This window comes from Terriglobia bacterium (genome assembly GCA_036496425.1).
GTDB lineage: Bacteria > Acidobacteriota > Terriglobia > 20CM-2-55-15 > 20CM-2-55-15 > 20CM-2-55-15.
The window spans coordinates 1-20,308 of record DASXLG010000205.1 but is presented as its reverse complement, the minus strand read 5'-3'; the positions used below and the strand labels follow the sequence as shown (position 1 = coordinate 20,308).

The window sequence follows — 20,308 nt, the reverse complement described above, 5'->3', positions numbered from 1 at the left end:
TTTTCCCCCGCCACTACACTTGCGGATCCAAAATACCCGTCAAAATTCGTGAGGAATGCGGCTACCGGATGTCGGCGCCGCGCCGGACGGAGGTTGGACGCATCAATGCGACATCGACGTATTGCTTCGCCAGTTGAATGTAGCGGGCATTGTCGAAGGGCTCGTTCTTCGTTTTGGCCATCCAGAGCGCTTCGGTGAGAGGCGGTATCAAGGTGTGCAGGGCCTCGAATTCCGTGAAAGCCTTTTCGCGCAGTTTGTTATAGAACTGGCGGATTTCAGGCGGACTATCGCTGTCGATCTGCACTTTCACCATGGCATCGTAGTGGACATGCAGCACGTCGCGCGACAGTTCGGGATCATTCGAATGACCGAGAGAATCCCAGCGTGAACGCCATTCTTTGTGGAACTCCATGCAATGCGCGAGCGCCCCTTCGTAGCCGGTCAGGGGCACCCCGCGGCGATATTTAAACCAGATTCCACCGACCCAGTTCGCTAGTGTCAGGCCTTCCAGATCGTCATTCATTCCGAGCTCTCGCTTTCAGTGGTTATGCGGGGCTATGCGCGCACGATTCGATCGCGCCGATTGCGGACGTGTTTTGTCGCGTTTCGCGTATCGACCACGAGACTGCTGTGGTCCACCACCCATTGATAATCGATGTTGGAATGGTCCGTTGTGATGAGCACCACGTCCTTATCCGTCAGGGTCTCCTCGGTCAGAGGGACGGACGCCATATAGGAGAAGTCGTATTCCCGCATCTTATGCAACTTCGGAATGTACGGATCGCTGTAGGAAAGCTCCGCTCCGCGCTCCTTCAATAGTTTCATGACTTCCAGCGCCGGAGACTCGCGGACATCATCCACGTCCTTTTTATAGGCGACGCCCAGGAGCAGCACCTTGGCTCCGCGAATGGAGCGCGAGCGGTCGTTCAAGGCCGCCGCCACTTTTTCGATGACGTGGTGAGGCATGGACGTGTTGATTTCGCCCGCCAGCTGAATAAAGCGCGTCGAAAAATCGTACTCCTTGGCTTTCCACGAAAGGTAGAAGGGATCAATCGGAATGCAGTGTCCGCCCAGGCCTGGTCCCGGATAAAACGGCGTAAAACCGAAAGGCTTGCTGCTCGCCGCGTCAATGACTTCCCAGATGTCGATATCCATCCGGTCGCTGAGCAGCTTCAGTTCATTCACCAGTGCGATATTCACCGATCGATAGATGTTTTCCAGCAGTTTGACAAGTTCTGCAGCGCGCGTCGATGAAACCGGAATGACTTTGTCGATGATCTGCTCGTACAGTGCGACGCCGAGCTCCGCGCATGCGGGAGTCGTTCCGCCGACAACCTTTGGAATGGTGCGGGTGGAGAATTTCGGGTTTCCCGGGTCTTCGCGTTCCGGCGAGAACACCAGGAAGTAATCCTCGCCAACCTTCATGCCGGACTGGTGGAAGAGGTCGAGAAGGATTTCGTCCGTCGTGCCGGGATAGGTTGTGCTTTCGAGTGAAACCAGCTGGCCGCGCCGGAGCGTTTTCGAAATGGCGTCCGCGGTTTTCTCGATGTATTGGAGATCCGGGTCCTTTTTCTCGGTCAACGGTGTCGGGACACAAATGATGATGCAGTCCGCTTCAGCCAGACGGGCAAAATCCGTCGTGGCCTCGAATTGCTTTTCGCTCCGCAAGTGCTGGATACGCTTGGCATCGATATGCCGGATATAGGATTGCCCCGCGTTCAATTGCGACACTTTGGCGGGATCGACGTCGAATCCGATGATGTTGAAGTGTTCCTCACCGAACCGCAAAATCAGCGGCAGCCCCACGTAACCCAGCCCGATGACTCCGATTTTCGCCTGATGAGATTTAATTTTTTCTGAGAGATCGTCTTTTACCATGCTCTAGATCGTTTATCGGACACATGAGAGTTTGTCAAGGAGGTGGTTCTAGCCGCAGATGACGTGGCTAATGTATTTCCGGTTTTTGCCGATCAGTATCCTGGAGGCAATAGAGCAGCCATGGCAGGGCAGGGAACACCAATGCAGGATTTCGAAATTAAAAATGTGATTTCGTTGCTGGCTTCCACCGACATGACGATCACGGAAATTGCCGAACGCATGGGCTGCAGCCGCAGCACGATTGTGGCTGTCAACCGGCGGTATCAGGTGCGCCAGTATCAGGGCCGGCGCAGCAGCTGGGTGGTGGCTCCGTCAGACGACAAGGAAGACAAACGCGCGTTGCGCAGCGTTTAGAGCGGGCCAACGAGGGTTTTTTCGGTCACTTCGCCGCGGCAATGCGGGCACAGGGCGGTTCGGCAAAGGATATATTCCGTAACCGCAGGATTGCAGCCTGTCAGGGAATCCAGAATCTGATCGAACGAGTATTCAGCCTGCTCGGAACAGCCTTCACACGACCCGATCCACTGCTGGGCTTCAGCGACCATCGATTCTTCAACGAAAACAACCTCGACCTCGTCTAAAGGAGGATTCAGCTCGAAAGCTGGAACGGAATCCGACTTTCCGAGGCTGACGAGAGTGGATTCCAGAATCGGGGCGGAGCATCTGGAGCATTGTGCGGGCTCGCAAAGGAAATAGTCCGTCAGAACTTCATTCCGTTTTGTGATCTCGTCCAGCACGCCACTGAACGGCCGGCTTGCGGTTGGATCGCAGGCTTCGCATCCGGTGACCCGTTGCTGAGCGATATAGACGCTGTCACGGCTCGTCGCGATCACTTCGATTTTCGGCAGAAGCTCTATAAAACGGTTCGGATTCATTTCTTCCTTTCGCGCAAACGCGTTCACTTCTTTGCAATTGAACCGCCAGATTTGCGAAAAAGTCGATGAGGCGGACATTCCCCGCCTTTTCAAGGCGGGGTGGCTGCGCCATGAACAAAATGGTCCCGTTCCTTTCGGCGCAGACGGGGCGGTTAGTAACTTCAACAAGAATAAGGTGCGCTTCGCGGTTCGGTGATAACCGCCCCGTCCGAGCGTTCTAACGTTTGATCGCTCGGCCACCCCGCCTTGAAAAGGCGGGGAATGTGAGCCTTGAAAACAGCGGATTAACGCCGAGACTATCCCGTAAACTTCCCTTTCAGTCACGAAATGTGACATCAGCCTTTTATACTTTGACAGAAAAGCAGAAGTGGACGATCGTGTTCTGATGCGAGTCCGATTTTGGGGGACGCGTGGCTCGATTCCTGCGCCCGGGCCACAGACATCTTTGTACGGCGGCAATACTTCATGCGTGGAGGTGCGTGCGAATGACGGATCTGTGCTCATCTTCGATTGCGGCACCGGCGTTCGGGATCTGGGAGTGGAGTTGGCGCGATCGGGAACCCCGATCACGCGTGTCCACTTGCTGATCGGCCACACGCACTGGGATCACATCCAGGGCTTTCCTTTCTTTTCTCTCGTGTTCTTGCCGGAAGTGGAACTGAACATTTTTGCTCCGTCCGGATTTCAACGGAATCTGGAGGACGCCATGTCCGGTCAGATGCAATACGCCTATTTTCCGGTAAAGCTGCGGGATCTTCGCAGCCGCGTTTATTTCACCGAAGTCGGCGAGGGTTTTTTCCGCCTTGGCGACGCTCTGGTCGAAACCCGTTATCTGAACCACACTGCGCCGACGATCGCTTATCGGGTTACCGATGCAAGCGCCAGTATCGCGTACGTCACGGACCACGAACCGTTCTGGAACGCGCCGGGCCCCCGGTTCCTGCACCCCGGCGATCGACAGCATGTGGAGTTTCTGAAGAACGTGGATCTGGTCATTCACGACGCACAATACACGTCGGAAGAGTACAAGTCGAAGCGCGGATGGGGACACAGCACGATCGATTACGCCACGGATGTCGCCATGGCCGCGGGGGCGAAGCGGCTCGCACTGTTCCACCACGATCCGACGCACGATGACACCGCGATCAAAGAACTGGAGAACCGCGCACGTGCGCGGGCGGCGTCACTGGGGTCGGAGATTGAAATTTTCGCTGCAGCCGAACGCCACGAATTGGAGATCGCGGGTCAAAGGACAGTGCCGGCTCCGCAGGGAACCTCTGCGTTTCGAATCGAGCGGCGACAGAATATCCGGGTACTGGTTCTTGCGACGGATGCGGCGGATCTGGTTGCCGTCCGGCAGAGCCTGGCGGAGGAGAGTTGTATCGTCAACTCGACATCGGAATTGGCGAGTGCGTTGGCAATCATCGGTCATTCGTCTCCCGACCTCGTCATTATGGTCGGAGTGCCGAAAGACGAAGCCTCGTCATCCATTGAATCTCTCAGGAATGCCTGCGGGAATCCGGTTCTGCCTGTTCTGTTCGTTACCGATGCCGCCGAAGACGACGAGGCTCCTGCCGGCGCTGCGGGCGCGACGGACTATATTGCCAGGCCTTTTAGCGTGCAGATGCTGCGTTGCCGCGTACGGGTGTGGAGCGAACGCTGCCAGGCGGGTTCGAATAGTATTGACGCGGTTGAAGAGCCTCAGCGTTCCGCGAAGGAAGATTCGAAACCGGCCGATGTCAGCCTTGATGCCTTCCTGGCCTCGAGCTCCGTTCTGGGTTCGCTCTCGCCGGCTGAACTGGTTCGGTTATCGAGCAGCGGCACACAGCACACCTATTTCGCCGGTAGCGATATTGTCCACCAGGGCGAGTTGAGCGACAGCGTGTACGTGGTCCTGTCCGGACGAGTTCGCGTTGTCCAGATGGGTCAGGAGAATGGCGTCGATATCGTGTTGGGAGAATTTGGCGCCGGGGAATCGTTTGGCGAGATCGGCGTGTTGACCGATTTACCCCGATCGGCAACGGTTTTTGCCGTAGATGAAACGAAGTGTCTCAAAATCCTCAAGGGCGAGCTTCTCAATTCTTTGCGAAACTCTGCCAATCTCCGTCTGGCCCTGCAGGAAATTCTGGCGGATCGTCTTGAGACCACGGACAGCCTGGTCGGAAGGTGCGCGCCGGACGCACTGACCGGCCTTCCAAGCCGGCGGGCGTTCCGGGACCTGTATAAGCGATTCGCCAGCGCCGCGCGCCGCCGCAAGACCGCCCTGGCGTTGCTGGTACTGGATATCGTCCAATTGAAACATATCAATGATGAATACGGCTATGCCACCGGAGACGCGGTGCTTCGCGCGGTTGCGGATACCTTGAACCAGCTGTGCGGCGAAACCGGCGTCGTCGGCCGGTATGGCGGAGACGAATTTGCCGTCTTGTTTCTGGATCCGGCTGGAGAGCACGATCCGGAGCTTGTGAGCCGGATCCGATCGCGCTTGCAAGAGACCGCTACACGGCGTTCCCTGCCGAATATCGATTGCACGATCGGCCGCACTTCAACCCAGACTCCGCCCGACCAGGCGGATGAATTGCTTTATGAAGCCGACAAAGACCAGCAGCTGCGGCGGTTGCGGGTTCTTCAGGGGCGGTAATCCTGTTTAAGACCATTGGATCATTGGATCATTTCTTCATTTCTTCATTGCATCATTTGAAGAGATGAAGAAACGTCGAAGTTTACTCGTCTTTGAGGGTGATCAATGTACCGGGCAGGATGAATACCGTGCGCCCTTCGTCTGCTGAATCGGACCACCGCCAATAGCCGGCACGGACGGCAACGCCACAACGGGGACAATGGACAGGTTCCGGCAGGACATAGTCGGTCGTTTCCGGGTCGCAGCCTGTAAGGCAGTCCAGAAGAAAATCGAACGGCACTTCTGCCGTGTCCGGCGTGCACGACTCACAGGAGGCAATCTTCTGCTCGACGGCTCGCAGGACTTTTGAATCCAGCGGAACCGGAACTGTGCATCTCCACTGCGGAAGTCGTTGTGTGTTACTCATTTACATTACAATTGTCATATACCTTTTCTGATGTTTCCGTCAACTGCGTTTGACAGGTTTTACCCAACGGGTACGGGAATAGCCAAAAGGCGGATAAGCGAGAAGGCCGGCGAGACGCAAAAGGGTCCAGGCGTGTGCAGCCGACGTGTGCCTCTAAGTTGAAATTCGTAGTGTGTTATATTCTCTGGCAATGGAATGCGCGAGTTTCTCTGAATCCATGGTGTCGGTTTTGGTGTCCATTTTTCAGTCAGACAGGGGGTAAAATTGGTAGATAGCACGGACAGGATAGTTTAGATAGAAACCAATAAGATCAGCTTATTTTGAACGATATAGCTGATTCGCAAGCAAGCGGGAGTAATTCAGCGGTAGAATGCCAGCTTCCCAAGCTGGACGTCGCCGGTTCGATCCCGGTCTCCCGCTCTTTGTTATCAGCAATTTGCGCGATTGCTCAAAAGCTGCCATCCGGCGAACGGCTTCTCCTTACAGATTCTACAAGCCTTCTCTGTACTCCTCAGGCACTCAGTTTGGGACCCCATGTGTCCCATGCCGAAGACATGATTCCGATCTCCGCCAAAAAACTGCGAAGGTATGGGAATTGGTGGTAATTTCCGGAAGCCATGAATACGCCTCAAAAGCTGAAGGTGTTTGAGTACGTCACTGCGGAAAAGGCCCCGCTGTACCGCGCAGTAATGCGGGTCTTCATGCATTCAAAGGAACGATTTGCGCTGCACCTGCGTCCGGCAGACGTACTGGCGGGTTTTGGCCCGCCCCCTGTTGCTGAGCCTCTGGATCTTCCGGCAGCCGAAGCTTTGCTGAATCAACTCTGCGAATGGGGAAATCTGGAATCTCATCCGGACACGGCCGACGTCACCACTGTCGAAGATTTCCTGAGACGCCGCTATCTCTTTCAGATCACCGTGAGAGGTGAAGCGGCCGAGCGCGCTGTTACAGCATACGAAGAAAGCATCCTCCAGCCTGGCGAACTGCAGACGGCGGCGTTAGCCGACATTCGCAGTCTGCTTGAAGAACTTGCCCGGTTTGCTGAATCCGCAGAAATCGATGACGCCAAAACTACTCTTGCGCTCCGGACACTCTGCTTGAGTTTCGAGGAATTGACCCGCAGGGCGCAGATTTTCATGAGCGGGCTGCAGCGCCGCATTGATCTCCAACGAATCGAAATCGAAGAATTCATTCTCTATAAAGAGCGGTTGATCGATTATCTGCAGCGTTTCGTCGGCGAACTCGTCATCGCTGCCGACGAAATTGCATCCGGACTTCGCCGCATCGAGAGCGCTGGAGTGGATCGACTTCTGACGGGTGCCGCCAGACGTGAAGTTGCGGATCTGCTGAATGCAACCCCTGAGGATCTGCAGTCGGCCGCGCTTCACTGGAAAGACCGCTGGGAAGGCCTCCGGTCGTGGTTTATAGGTAATGGAAACGTGCCATCTCATGCCGAGACATTGCGGGCGCGTGCTCTTTCAGCAATCCCGGCATTGTTAACGGCCGTTGCCAACATCAACGACCGGCGTGTGACGCGAATCGACAGGGTCAACGATCTTCGGACTCTCGCCGGATGGTTCGCCGAAGCGGAAACGGAATCCGATGCTCACTGTCTGTGGCGGGCCGCGTTCGGGTTGCATGCATCGCGGCATTTGATGACCAACGACGAGACCCTGGATTTGCTCGATGCGGCGGGGGTGCAGTCGGCCACGAGCTGGTTTGAAGCGCCTCCAATGAAGATATCCGTGCGCCTGCGTACAACCGGTTCCCATACAAAAAAAGGACGCTCGAGTGCCATCGTTGACAGAAGCCGGGAGAAAGATCTTCTGGCGCGGTTCGCCGCAGAAGAGTCGGCTCAAATCGAGCGCGCACGCCGCGTTCTGGCACAGGGCAAGCGCATTCTGTTGTCGGAGATTGGAAAACTCGATACCGCCGAATTCGATCTCTTTCTGGAAATCCTCGGGGAAGCGCTTGCGATGAAATCACGGCCTCAGGACTCGGTCGAAATCGTTTCCAGTGACGGGGCATTGCGGATCACTTTGGAGCCTGTGCCCAACTCAGGTACAGCGATCATCCGCGCACCATCCGGAGACTTTTCCGGACCTGATCACGCCATCACGATTGAACAGTTGTTTCAGGAGCAACATGACGCCGGCAGCATCCCCGACTTCAGCATCGCTTGATTCGGAGCGGCAGCGCGCCATGCGTGCCATCCTGCAACAGCCGCTCCTCTGTGCGAGTGGCGCTCATGCCGAAGCTTATCTGCTTGTGCGCCGTCACGCGCAATGGCTGAAGGAATGGTTCAGCCGGCATCCGGATTGGAATTTCCAGATCGACAGTGAAATCGCACGTCTGCGAAAGACGCCGTCCGATCTGGCCGATGGCACTCGCCCAGCGGTGGACCCGAATAAAGGCGCGCCATTCACGAAGCGCCGTTATGTTCTGCTTTGCTTCGCCCTTGCAACGCTGGAACAGGCTGAACGTCAGATTGTTCTGGGCAGACTGGCGGACGGAGCCATGGAATTTATGGCCTCGGACCCGGCATTTGAAGAGGCGGGCATTCAGTTCGATCTGAAATCGCAGGACCAGCGGCGAGACATGGTGGATGTCGTGCGGCTGCTGATCGATTTTGGAGTGTTGCGGCGAATCCACGGAGACGAGCAGCAGTATTTGAATCAATCCGGCGATGTGCTTTACAACATCAATCGTCCGGCACTGACGGCGATGTTGAACCTGCCGAACAGTCCGTCGACGATTGCTGCTTCGGTCAGGCGAGAGCGCACAGCGCGCCTGACGCAGGAATTTGCATCCACTTCGGACGAAGGAAGAAATCGGACGATCCGTTCCGCACTGGTGCGTCGTTTGCTAGACAATCCAGTACTGTATTTTGACGAACTGTCCGCGGACGAGCGGGCCTACCTCGCCAGCCAGCGCGGTTTCCTGCTGAGTCAGATCTCACAGGCAACAGGTCTTGTTCCGGAGATTCGGCGTGAAGGTATCGCGATGCTCGATCCTACCGGCGACCTCACCGATATCGGACTGCCTGAGGAAGGAACGTATGGTCACGCGGCCCTCCTTCTGGCCGAGTACCTGGCCGGGCATGCAAAAGAGAGGCCCGGACAGACAGTGAGCCTTACGGAACTTCATCGGTACACGGCGGAATTAATTGAAGAGCATCGTTCGCATTGGCGGCGCGACGCGCGTGAAGCCGGAGCCGAGATTGACATCGTTGAACGAACGCTCGACCGGCTGGCCGCGCTGCGTCTCGTGCGGCGCGAAGCGCGAGCCCGCCAGGGCGAAGCCTCAAGAACTGACGAAGGAGGAGTGGCGCCGCTTCCGGCGATTGCTCGCTATGTCCTCGGAACGCTCACTTCAGGAGGCAGCGATCGATGAGTCGAACGGCGGATTCAGAAAATGATTCGTCGGCGCGTCCTCTTCCAGCTGCACAGAATCTTCGTTGGCAGCCTGTTCGCAGCGGGCTTCTGAACATCTACAAATACGACCGCGAGGAATTTCATTACGAGAAAGGCCGCCTGCTACTTCGCGGGAACAATGGAACCGGTAAATCACGTGTGCTTGCTCTCCAGCTTCCGTTTCTACTCGAAGGAGAAACAGCCGCGCATCGTCTTGAACCGGATGCCGACGCCGCCAAGCGCATTGAATGGAATCTTCTGATGGGCCGTTATACGGAGCGGACCGGCTACACATGGATCGAGTTCGGCCGCCGCGATGACGCCGGACAGCAGTATTTTCTCACGCTGGGCTGTGGCCTGAGCGCCACGGAAGGCAGAAGCGGAGTCAACCGTTGGTTCTTTATCACGGCGCAGAGAATCGGCCGCGATCTGCACCTGGAGAATGAATTCCGGCAGCCTCTGGGAAAGGATCGGCTTCACGATGCAATAGGAACCCATGGCAGCGTCTTCGGCACGGCAGGTGAATACCGCAAGGCCGTCGATCAAGCTTTGTTCAGACTGGGCGAATATCGATATCCAACCCTCCTGAACTTGCTTGTCAAACTCCGTCGGCCCCAATTGACGCGTCATCTCGATGAAAAGGATCTTTCGAGCACGCTCAGCGAAGCGCTCCAGCCGGTTTCTCCTGCGATCCTTTCCGAAGTTGCCGAAGCTTTCCGCAACCTGGAAGCGGACCGGCTGCAACTGGAGTCATACACTGCAGCGGAACGCGCGGTAGCGGAATTCCTCAGGGACTATCGGCGATACTTGCAGATCGCAGCAAAGCGCCGAGCCGATTCTGTTCGGTCGGCGCAATCGGCGTACGAGGCGCGTATGCGAGACATCAACAAGGCGGAATCGGATATTCATCGCGTCACTCAGGCGCTTGCATCTGCGTCTCAGCGGATCGAAGAAATCAAGAGGCGCGAAACGGAGATCGAATCCGAGATTGCAACCTTGCTCGAAAGTCCGCAAATGAAAGATGCGCAGGCTCTGGATCAAGCCGTGCAAGAAGCGAGTCGGCGCGAGCACGAGGCGGAAACGGCGAAGGACGAGTTGGGCCGCGCCGGCGAGCGGAAAAGAGAGCGAGACCGGCAAAAGGCAGAGGCCGCCGGACGCGCTGAGCAGGCAAGCAGGCAATTGCAGAGCGTCAGCGCCGATGCCGCGAAGAAAGCGGAGCAGGCCGGTCTTGGCGCAGCGCATAGTGCAGCTGAATTGCAGAAAGAATTCATCGAGCAGGCGGCACAGGCGCAGAGGAGGAAGGCCGCGCATATCCGAAAGCTGAACAGCGAAATTGAATCTTCGAGGCAAAAACTCACTCACGCGGCTGAGTCGGAAACCAATCTGCGAGGGATTCTTGAAACCAGTCTCGACGAACAGCGGCAGTTTCGGAGTGATCTTTTGCGGGCTTCGACCAAAATGGCTGCATCGTTTAGCGAATGGCTGCTCGCCTGTATAGAGCTTCGAATCGGCAATTCGGACGCAGTCGCCGGATCTCTGGCGGAATGGTGTGAGTCCGGCGACGGGCCAAACCCGGTCTCTGAAGCGGTTCGCGCCGCAGAAGCGGAGGCAGGCCGGCTCCTGGCCGATTCACAGGCAGCGTTGCTTCAACAGCGATCTTATTGGGCTGGCAAGCTCTCCGAGTGGGAATCCGAATACGAGCGCCTTGGAGAAGGAAGCCACCTGCCGCCGCCGGCTCCCCACACTCGCGATGAGGCGTCACGTATCAATCGTCCCGGTGCGCCCCTCTGGCTCGTGTGCGATTTTGTCGATGGCATTGATCCGCGTCAGAGAGCCGGTATCGAGGCGGCCCTTGAAGCTTCGGGACTGCTTGATGCCTGGGTAACTCCGGAAGGAACACTGTTCGACGCGGAGATACGTGACACATTGGTAACCGCGGGCCAGAGTCCCTTGCCTCCTGAAGATAGCCATGTCGGCCATCTTCTTGCGCCGTCCATCGATCCTGCCGACAGCCGCGCCGCAACAGTTTCAGGGGAAGCCGTTCGTGCTGTTCTACTTCACATCGGCGCGCATGCCGGTTCCGGCCATATCTGGGTCGATCCGAATGGGACGTGGCAGCTCGGGCCTTTGCGCGGTTCCTGGTCAAAACCCGAAGTACGGCATATCGGTCACTCGGCGCGTGAGACAGCACGGCTGCAACGAATGGCTGAAATTGCCGCGGAAATTAAGGAAGTCCGCCTGACGATTGCCGGAATCGATCGGGCTTTCGCCCAAATGGTTTTGCGGCGTGAGACGTTAAGACGCGAGGCGGTGGCCGCTCCATCTGACGATGAAATCCGGAATCTTCATGCCCGGCTTGGCGCGAGCGCGCGGGCTATTGCGGAACTTCGCGAACGTGTGATGGCTGCCGAACAACGAACTTCCGAATGCCGCCTGGCCCTCGCGCAATCCATCGAAAAGAGAGATGCAGATGCTTCGGATTTGGGGATTTCGGAATGGGCCGACCGAATTCAGGAACTCGAGGACGCAATCGGCGCCTATTTACAAACCCTTGCGGCATTGTGGCCAACGCTTGAGATGAGCAGGCAGCTTGCTGCCGAGGCTGAACGCGCCGGCCTGCTCGCAGCGGAAGCTCGCGAATTCGAGGAGCGGCAGGAGCAGACGTACAGAGACGCTTCACTCTCAGCGAATGCCGCGGTAGCGGCTCGCGATACGCTCGAAAGATCTGTCGGCGCGACTGCCCGGGAGATTACCGATCGCCTGGAGGCGGCGCGAAAGTATCGAAGCGGAATCAGGAAAGACCAGGAAGAATCCGTAGATCGGAAAGCAAAACTGGAGAGCGAGTTGTCTGGTTTTCAGACAGCTTTGATGCTCCACAAGCAGGAATTCCAGAACAATACGTCCATCCGTGACGAATCCATACGATGGTTTAAGGCGTTCGCCGAAACGCGGCTGTTGCACCTTGCTGTTTCGTCGCTGGACGATGTCGACGCGTCCTCGTGGTCGACGACCAGAGCGATCGAGAATGCGCGGGAAACAGCTGCCGTTCTTTCGGAGATCGACAGTTCCGATGCCGTTTGGGAGCGGAATCAAAACAAGATAGCCGGACATTTTCAGGAAATATCCAATGCTCTGCTCGCGCAGTATTGCCGGCCGGCGGGCCTGTGGTCAGGAGATGTCTTCGTTGCGACGGTGACGCACAACTCGATGGAACGAAGCATCGAAGAGTTACGCGGGTGGCTGATTGAAGAGGTTTCAACCCGGCAAAGCCTGCTCCAGGCCCGCGAGCGGGAGATACTGGAGAATCACTTGATCGGAGAAGTGTCCGGTCATCTTCACGATCTTTTGCATACCGGCGAAGCTCTAATTCGCGACATGAACGCCGAATTGGAAGCGCGTCCCACCAGTACCGGAATGAAGCTCCGCTTTGTGTGGAAGGCGCGTGAAGACGGACCGGCCGGACTTCCGGAAGCTCGTCAGAGGCTGATGCGCAGCACTGCGACCTGGTCTGTGGCGGAACGGCAGATGCTTGGCAGCTTCCTTCAGGAGCAGATTCGGGTAGAGCGTGCGGAGACCGACGCCGCCACATGGCAGGAATCACTAACTGACGCGCTCGATTACCGGAAGTGGCACTATTTTGGGGTCGAACGTTCTCAGGATGGCCAGTGGAAACCTTTGACTAAACGCACTCACGGCACTGGATCTGGCGGGGAAAAGGCTATCGCATTAACCCTCCCTCAGTTCGCGGCCGCCGCTGCGTACTATCGCAGCGCTAACCCGCTTGCGCCGCGACTGATTCTGCTGGATGAGGCCTTTGCTGGAATTGACACCGACATGCGCGCGAAGTGTATGGGTTTTCTGGAATCGTTCGATCTGGATTTCATCATGACCAGCGAGCGGGAATGGGCGTGTTATTCGACCCTTCGCGGCGTTGCTATCTACCAACTCTCAACGCGGCCCGGAATCGATGCGGTTTGCTTGACGCGCTGGGTTTGGAATGGAAACGAGAAAGTTCGTGATGGGTAGTCCGCCGGAAACGAATCCAATGATGGCATCTGATCTGGAACGGTTGCGGGCAACTCTTGGCAAGCCGGAACTGCGATGGCTCGTTGATCGGCTGCGCCGGAAGCTCGAGCGCGGCGAACTTCTTGAAGGCCGCATCGTTTTAACGAATCCCGCACCCGCCCAGCGAGACGCGATCTGCAAGCTGTTTGGGAAACCTGCTCAAATTGGCAGCGCCATCGCAGTCAAACTTCCGGAATTGGAACGTCTTCTCCGTCATGGCGAGATCTGTGCATCGCTCGGCGAGGCGGTCGAAGGTTTGGCAGGTCCCATCCGGAATCTTCGCGACGAACGGCGCGTGCTCGAAGAACGCTGGCACAGACTTTTCGATGAAGCACGCGAGCGTATACGTGATGACGCACACCTCGTTATATGGATCGAGCGGTTGGAACGGACGGGTTTGCTGCGAAGACTCGGCGGCGATCCGGAATCGGCGAATAAGCTTCTGATATCCGCCATTGCTATTGCTAGACGGCTGCCAGCCAAGGGAATTCCGATTGCCGAACTCGCCGCTGTTTCGACCGGCGACAGTCATGCTCTCGATGCAGGACGGCCACTTGCGTCACTAATAACGCAGCTCGCCTCAGACAGTGAAATGGAGGACCGTCGTGACATTTGGGCAAGCCTTGGCCTGCTTTGCGACGAGCTCAGTGCGCCTGTACTCACGTTGAATCTCATGAGTTGTTCTGGCGGAATCACTGCCCACGCTTTGCGTCTTCATTCGGAAGCTGGCGAACCTTATCGGTTGAGCACGCGCCAGCTTCTCCGGGAGATGCCGGTGTTCGACGCAGCGAAACATCGCACTGTTTATATTTGCGAAAACCCGACCGTCGTTGCAGCGGCGGCCAGCCAGCTTGGTCCAAAGAGTGCGCCGATCGTCTGTACGGAGGGGCAACCACGGACCGCGTGCCGGGTTCTGCTTGAACGCCTGACTGAATCGGGTGTCGCGCTCGCTTATCATGGAGATTTCGATTGGCCAGGGATACAGATCGCTAACGTGCTTTATCGAAGGCATGGATTCACACCATGGCGATTCTCGGTGAATGACTACTGTCGTGAGTCGGGTAGCCTATCCCTCGCAGGAGCTCCCATTGAGGCGTCATGGGATCCGGATCTGAGTCGGGCCATGATAGAAGCTGGCCATGCCATCCATGAAGAGCAATTGCTTGAAATCTTACTCCTCGACCTGAGTTGAGATTCACGGCAAATTCTCAGATGGCATCGCAGTCGAATGCCGCACGGAGCAGCCTTCCCTCGGGCAGGGCTTTTTTGATGACGCCAGCGAGTTCGCTTTATAATCACCCACGAGGTAAAAGTCCGTGTCTATAGTGCCCAGACAGCCGACCGGTTTTTCGCATCATAACGACGATCAATACGCTCAAGTTGCCGGAAAGTACGTTCACGAGAAAAACAGTTCGTATTACCTGGAGTTGGGACCCAGCGGGACTTATGTCCTGTTTGAAGATTCCCAGGTCCTGGGGACGTACGAAATCAGCGGTGGCGCAATTACGCTCTTCGTTGCTCGCAGACCCACGTCGAAAGCAAGGATCGAAGATGGCTCGATAGTCGACGAACAGGGTGACCGCTGGGTCCGTGCGAAAGTGCCGCCGCCGGTCATCGCACAGCCTGAAAAAATCACGCCGCCGCCGGAAAAACAGATGGAGCCGGCTATGGGAGCGGAGGTCACAAAAACCCTTCCAACGGTGGATTCCGTCATCGACCTGGAGCCGGAAGCATTGGGTGGCTATCTTCTGGAAAGTCTTTCAACCGGCAGTTCTCAGGATCTGCGGCTGAGTAATTTCATGTCAAGGATTCGGGAACACTACAAACAAGAAGCGGTTGACAGTGCTTTCCTCGAGGCGTGGGCATGGCTTGTTCGAGAAGGTCTTCTGATCGCAACAAAGGATGATGCGTATCTTATTTCACGGCGTGGAAGAAAGCTCAAAGGCCGTCAGGATCTCGCGGCATTTCGAAAGTCGAGCATTCTTCCGAGGGAGTCGCTTCATCCTGTTATCGCCGATCGCGTATGGCCCGACTTTGTCCGCGGCGAATATGAAACAGCTGTGTTTCAGGCTTTCAAAGAGGTCGAAACTGCAGTGCGAACGGCAGGTGAATTTCAAGCGACGGATCTGGGAACGGACCTCATCGAAAAGGCTTTTGATCGCAATTCCGGACCGCTGACAGACATGGCGTTACCTGAAGCAGAACGGCAGGCAATGCGCGCGCTCTTTGCCGGTGCAGTCGGAGTGTTCAAAAATCCTTCGAGCCATCGGCATGTAACTCTCAGCGATCCCAAAGAAGCCGCCGAAATGATCAGTCTGGCCAGTCTATTGATGAGAATAGTGGACAGCCGGACGGAGGCTGCGAGAATAAGGGAAAATCGATAGCGGATGAACAGGCCGTGTGAGCGACCCCCTGCCGTGCATCTATTGATGCTTCGCCCTATCGCAAAGTGTACGCAGTCGCTCACACGCTCTGTTTGAGAACCCAGCCAATTTCCTGCAATTCTCCGCGTGGCGGAATCCGACGGGGAATTACGCACACTGAGCAAACATCTTTCCGTTCCTTCCGTGAAACCAGACTTCTGGCCTGACCCGTTGGAAAAACAGGGAGGATTCTCCGTTCTCGATCCACGTCCAATTAATCAATACCAGTTGGAATGACGCATGCCATACGAAATGGAGGAGACTTCTGTGAAGTCTGGAATGCCGTAAGGAGGAGACTGAATGAGAGCTCAACTGGAAATGCGCCTTGCAATCGTTCTGTTTGTTTCCGGTATCTTTTTTGCAGTGACCTTGCATGCTCAGACGTCCGATCAGACCACAACGGACACAACACAAACACAAATCACTACAGATACAACGTCCACATCTACACAAAGTTGTAGCGCGCCTTGCGCACCACAGGCGCTGCCCAGGACCACCGGCAACGGGCCTGGTACCAGCGCGGAACTGTACATGAACGCGGGCGGCATCTGGCCTATGCGAATGAATTCTTTTAATGACAATAAGATCCTGGCACAAGGCATTTTCGGCCTCAAAGGGGGACTTATTTTCAGTGGCGGCGGCGAAGTGGAAGTCGGTGTCTCGTACTTGAATCACTTCCAGACCGGAAACACTCCTGACTTTTCCGGTACAACTACTTTCGGAACGGCCGGGGCGCCCACGGTATTTGCCATGGTGTATGACCTTGACGGGGCCTGGAACTTTGGTAACCGGCGCGTGCTCGGCGCGAAGTTCAGTCCCTATCTCGTTGGCGGCGTCGGCGGACTGACGGCGGAAGTCCGACATGGAGACTCGGCCTTTCTCCAAGGCGGAGGGCTGGTGGCGGGTCCTGGTGGAACTCTCGTGGCCAATTCGGCTCCGACAAAACTCATCAGCGACGGAGACACTTTCTTAACATTCAACTACGGCGGCGGACTCAAAGCGATGAATCTCTGGGGGCCGCTCGGGTTCCGCGTGGATGTTCGAGGAAGGACCATTCCGAATTTTTACCACTCCGCGCCGACCTGGCCTGAAGCCACAGCCGGTTTACTCATCAGCTGGGGCGAACGATAATATCCTTCGATACTGAATTCTGTCTGGAGATCTCCTTCTGCAGCCCTTGTGCTATCAGAGACAGTCTCGTTTGAGACTGTCTCTGTTTTTGATGGAGGTTACAAATGAAAGCGATACGGATTCACGAATATGGTGATTCAGGGGCACTCCAGGTCGAAGACGTTCCACGCGTCACCATTTCTGATGACCAGATACTCGTACGAGTTCGTGATGCGGGTGTAAACCCGGTGGACTGGAAGATTCGGCAAGGCTATCTGAAACAAGTTATGTCCGCATCGTTTCCGCTGACCATGGGACAGGATTTCGCAGGCGAAGTCGTTGAAAGCGGAACGTCGGTAAAACGCTTCGCGATCGGCGACCGGGTGTTCGGATTCGGGCATGGTACTTATGCCGAGTACGCTGCCGCATCCGAATCGGCAGTAGCGGCAATGCCGAAATCGATGGACGACGTTACGGCAGCGGCATTACCAACCGCCGGCTTAACCGCTCTGCAGCTTATCCGCGATCATGCGCAGGCCAATCCCGGGATGACCATCCTGATCCACGGCGCCGCCGGGGGAGTCGGTTCTTTTGCTGCGCAGATTGCCAAGAACCTGGGCGCGAAGGTGATCGGTACGGCAACCGGCGACGACATCGAATATCTGGAGTCGTTGGGAATCGACGAAATCGTCGACTACAAGAAGGAACGCTTCGAAGATAAAGCGAATGAGATGGACGCGGTGGTCGATCTTGTCGGAGGAGACACCTTTAAACGGTCTTTCGCTGTCGTGAAAAAAGGCGGTGTTCTCATCACCACCGTTCAGCAGGTTGATGAAGCGGCCGCGAAGCGATCCGGAATCCGGGCCGTGCACATGGTGATGAGGCGCAACGCAGTAGATCTCGCCGAACTCGCCGCGCTTGTCGAAAGTGGCGCCGTAAAGCCGAGGCTCGCGCAAACGATGTCTCTCGATGAGGCAAAGAAGGCGCAGGAACTCAGCGAGACGGGCAAAACCCACGGCAAGGTTGTTCTGAAGGTCGCCTGACCAGAGGCTGATCTCTTAGTTTGAATCCGCAACATTGTGACTTGCTATATCATGCTGGCACCCAGCTCGGTAAAAAGGAGAACACATGAAGCGAGTCCAATATTTCATCGTCGTAGCGGCGCTGGTCGCGGCCGCGAACGCCTCCGCAATGATTCCGGAACAGGTACGGATCGATGCGGGAGTCCTCGCAGGTACCTCCAGTACCGGCCAGCCGGCCGTGCGCGTCTTCAAGGGCATACCTTTTGCAGCGCCTCCGCTGGGTGAGAATCGGTGGCGCGCGCCGCAGCCGGTGGCGAAGTGGGAAGGGGTCCGAAAGGCGGATGCGTTCGGTGCGCCCTGCATTGCAGGAACGCCTGCCCAGGGACGCGGGGGGCGAGGGGGGCGCGGCGGCGGCGCGGCGGCCCCGCCGGCCCAGACAGCTGCCGCCCGGGAACCTGCGCGCAGCGAAGACTGTCTGTATGCGAATGTCTGGACGAGCGCCAATAGCGCCAACGACCGTCGTCCCGTCATGGTCTGGATCTATGGCGGCGGTTTCACCGGCGGCTCCGGCGGCCAGGCCTGGTATGACGGCGAAAATCTCGCTTCGAAGGGACCAGTAATCGTCACCTTCAATTACCGGCTCGGCGTCTTCGGCTTCTTCGCGCACCCGGAACTGGCGAAGGAGTCGGGCCACAACGCTTCGGGTGATTACGGGATGATGGACGCGATCGCGATGCTGCAATGGGTGAAGAAGAACATCGGCGCGTTTGGCGGCGATCCGAATAACGTCACCATCGCGGGTGAATCGGCCGGCGCAATCATGATCGGCGCGCTTGTCGGCTCGCCCCACGCGAAAGGCCTATTTCACCGGGCGATCGCGGAGAGCGGCGGCTGGATGGGTCTGACGATGGCGCGCATGACTACTTCCGCGCAGGCTCAAGAGAATGGCGCCAAGGCGATGACCACGCTCGGCGTGAAGACCATCGCCGAACTGCGTTCCAAGCCGCTGGCCGAGCTCGGCGGCCTTGGCGGCTCCGGACTTATTGTTGACGGCTACGTCATTCCCGAAGACCTGTCGATGACCTTTATGCATGGAAAGCAAAACGCCGTGGACGTTCTCACCGGTTCGAACAAGGACGAAGCGAACTTCGGCATATGCGGGCCGGCTGCCGGTCTTGTCGGCCGCGGCGGTGGCCGCGGCGGAATGACGCTCGACGCTTTCAAGACCAACGCTCAACGCAAGTTTGGAGACGCCGCAGGCGACTATACAAAACTGTACGGAGTGACCTCCGATGCAGAAGCGCAGCCGGCGGCGCATGCGGCCTGCGCTGAAGAAATCACCTGGAACATGCGGCAGTGGGCCGCGGCACAGGCCAAAGCAGGGAAGAAGGCCTACACCTACTTCTTCACGCGTATCCCGACGCTGAACGGGCAACCGTCGCCGAATGGCGCCACGCACACCGCCGAGATTTCCTACGCGTTCAACAACCCGAAGGGACAGGCGACCCAGACCTGGAACGACGTCGACACGAAGCTGGCGGCGACGATGTCATCGTACTGGATCAACTTCATTACCAAAGGGGATCCGAATGGACCGGGCCTGCCGAACTGGCCGCAGTACCGCGACCTCAACAGCAAAGTGATGGTGCTCGGTGATACCGTGCAAGCCGAGGCGGCGCCGCCCGTTGAGAAGCTGAAATTCTATTCGGCTGCATATCAGCGGATGCTGGACAAAAGCGGGGAATAGCCACAAAGGGCACATAGCAGAACACAAAAGGCACGAAAACATTACGAATGACCTCATGTTTTGTGCTTTTTGTGGTTCCCGTCGAACGGATCAGCTATCTGAAAGGTAAAAAGCTGATGATCGAAAAATGTGAGATTTCGCCCGACGGGAAGAACCGAACCGTCACCCAGAGCGGCGTTGGCACTGACGGCAAGGCGGTCGACAACGTTCTCGTTTACAAGAAACGGTAGACCTTCCACCGTTGAATGACGTCTTGCCAAAGGCCGCGAAGATGGTGTTAGATGTACCCCATCTTAGTCGGGAATAGGCTTTAGAGACATTTCATGAATCTTGCACACGTACATATCATTTTGAACCACGTTCCTTCGCTGGGCTCGATTGCAGGTCTCCTGCTTCTGGCCGCGGGAATTTACAAAAAAGACGAAGGCATCAAGCAGTTTGCCTACGGCGTGCTGGTGCTGATTACGATGGCGGTTCTGCCCACGTACATCTCGGGTGCGGAAGCGCAGCGGATCGTCAATAAAAACCCGTCATTTTCTGCCGGCATGGTCCAGCTGCACCAGAATGCGGCCATGATCACGCTCGTATTGATGACCGCCGCCGGGATGTTTGCCTGGTTCGGCCTTTGGGAATACCGGCGTCACGCGCGCTCCGGATCAATAACGACGATGGCGACCCTGATCTCGACGATGGGCGCGGTTGCCTCCGTCCTGATTACGGCGAGCATC

At 56.8% G+C, this 20,308-nt stretch carries 16 protein-coding genes and 1 tRNA gene; 13 read left to right on the top strand and 4 right to left on the bottom strand.

Annotation, left to right across the window (positions count from 1 at the left end):
* Positions 1 to 61 precede the first annotated feature (61 nt).
* Positions 62 to 523 (bottom strand): DUF1841 family protein, encoded by a 462-nt coding sequence (locus tag VGK48_15000; protein ID HEY2382482.1) that lies wholly within the window; start codon positions 521 to 523, stop codon positions 62 to 64.
* Between the two features lie 32 nt (positions 524 to 555).
* Positions 556 to 1,878: a nucleotide sugar dehydrogenase gene (locus tag VGK48_14995; GenBank protein ID HEY2382481.1), complete on the bottom strand. Its 1,323-nt coding sequence runs from the start codon at positions 1,876 to 1,878 to the stop codon at positions 556 to 558.
* Positions 1,879 to 2,019: 141 nt separating this feature from the next.
* Between VGK48_14995 and VGK48_14990 the strand changes: the two genes are divergently transcribed.
* Entirely contained in the window at positions 2,020 to 2,232 is a 213-nt protein-coding gene (locus VGK48_14990; GenBank protein HEY2382480.1) for a helix-turn-helix domain-containing protein, read from the top strand.
* Here the strand turns inward: VGK48_14990 and VGK48_14985 are convergent.
* The gene (locus VGK48_14985) at positions 2,229 to 2,753 is read right to left on the bottom strand and encodes a hypothetical protein (protein HEY2382479.1); all 525 of its coding nucleotides are present in this window, start codon (positions 2,751 to 2,753) and stop codon (positions 2,229 to 2,231) included. The two genes, VGK48_14990 and VGK48_14985, sit on opposite strands and share 4 nt — an antisense overlap.
* A 385-nt stretch (positions 2,754 to 3,138) precedes the next feature.
* On the opposite strand from VGK48_14985, the gene VGK48_14980 reads away from it, so the two are divergent.
* The gene (locus VGK48_14980; GenBank protein HEY2382478.1) at positions 3,139 to 5,394 is read left to right on the top strand and encodes a diguanylate cyclase; all 2,256 of its coding nucleotides are present in this window, start codon (positions 3,139 to 3,141) and stop codon (positions 5,392 to 5,394) included.
* 82 nt (positions 5,395 to 5,476) lie between these two features.
* Here the strand turns inward: VGK48_14980 and VGK48_14975 are convergent, their stop codons facing one another.
* The gene (locus VGK48_14975; protein HEY2382477.1) at positions 5,477 to 5,800 is read right to left on the bottom strand and encodes a hypothetical protein; all 324 of its coding nucleotides are present in this window, start codon (positions 5,798 to 5,800) and stop codon (positions 5,477 to 5,479) included.
* A gap of 348 nt (positions 5,801 to 6,148) precedes the next feature.
* Here VGK48_14975 and VGK48_14970 point away from each other — a divergent pair.
* The 11 genes from VGK48_14970 to VGK48_14920 all read left to right on the top strand — a co-directional run.
* Positions 6,149 to 6,220 (top strand) — tRNA-Gly (locus VGK48_14970).
* A 197-nt stretch (positions 6,221 to 6,417) separates the two neighbouring features.
* Positions 6,418 to 7,983 (top strand): TIGR02677 family protein, encoded by a 1,566-nt coding sequence (locus tag VGK48_14965; protein ID HEY2382476.1) that lies wholly within the window; start codon positions 6,418 to 6,420, stop codon positions 7,981 to 7,983.
* Positions 7,946 to 9,193 (top strand): TIGR02678 family protein, encoded by a 1,248-nt coding sequence (locus VGK48_14960; protein HEY2382475.1) that lies wholly within the window; start codon positions 7,946 to 7,948, stop codon positions 9,191 to 9,193. Before VGK48_14965 ends, VGK48_14960 begins: the two co-directional genes overlap by 38 nt.
* Positions 9,190 to 13,239, top strand: a complete 4,050-nt coding sequence (locus VGK48_14955) for a TIGR02680 family protein (GenBank protein ID HEY2382474.1) — start codon at positions 9,190 to 9,192, stop codon at positions 13,237 to 13,239. Before VGK48_14960 ends, VGK48_14955 begins: the two co-directional genes overlap by 4 nt.
* Positions 13,211 to 14,470 (top strand): TIGR02679 family protein, encoded by a 1,260-nt coding sequence (locus tag VGK48_14950; GenBank protein ID HEY2382473.1) that lies wholly within the window; start codon positions 13,211 to 13,213, stop codon positions 14,468 to 14,470. The genes VGK48_14955 and VGK48_14950 overlap by 29 nt, the downstream gene beginning before the upstream one ends.
* A 124-nt stretch (positions 14,471 to 14,594) precedes the next feature.
* On the top strand, positions 14,595 to 15,662 hold the full coding sequence (locus VGK48_14945) for a TIGR02391 family protein (protein HEY2382472.1): 1,068 nt from the start codon (positions 14,595 to 14,597) through the stop codon (positions 15,660 to 15,662).
* Positions 15,663 to 16,001: 339 nt separating this feature from the next.
* Complete coding sequence (locus tag VGK48_14940; protein HEY2382471.1) at positions 16,002 to 16,832, top strand: hypothetical protein; 831 nt, start codon at positions 16,002 to 16,004, stop codon at positions 16,830 to 16,832.
* Between the two features lie 104 nt (positions 16,833 to 16,936).
* A complete protein-coding gene (locus VGK48_14935; GenBank protein HEY2382470.1) occupies positions 16,937 to 17,854 on the top strand; it encodes an NADP-dependent oxidoreductase in 918 nt (305 codons plus the stop codon).
* Positions 17,855 to 17,939: 85 nt separating this feature from the next.
* Entirely contained in the window at positions 17,940 to 19,580 is a 1,641-nt protein-coding gene (locus VGK48_14930; GenBank protein HEY2382469.1) for a carboxylesterase family protein, read from the top strand.
* A gap of 47 nt (positions 19,581 to 19,627) precedes the next feature.
* A complete protein-coding gene (locus tag VGK48_14925; GenBank protein ID HEY2382468.1) occupies positions 19,628 to 19,810 on the top strand; it encodes a hypothetical protein in 183 nt (60 codons plus the stop codon).
* 93 nt (positions 19,811 to 19,903) lie between these two features.
* The coding region (locus VGK48_14920) for a hypothetical protein (protein HEY2382467.1) at positions 19,904 to 20,308 on the top strand (405 nt) is incomplete at its 3' end.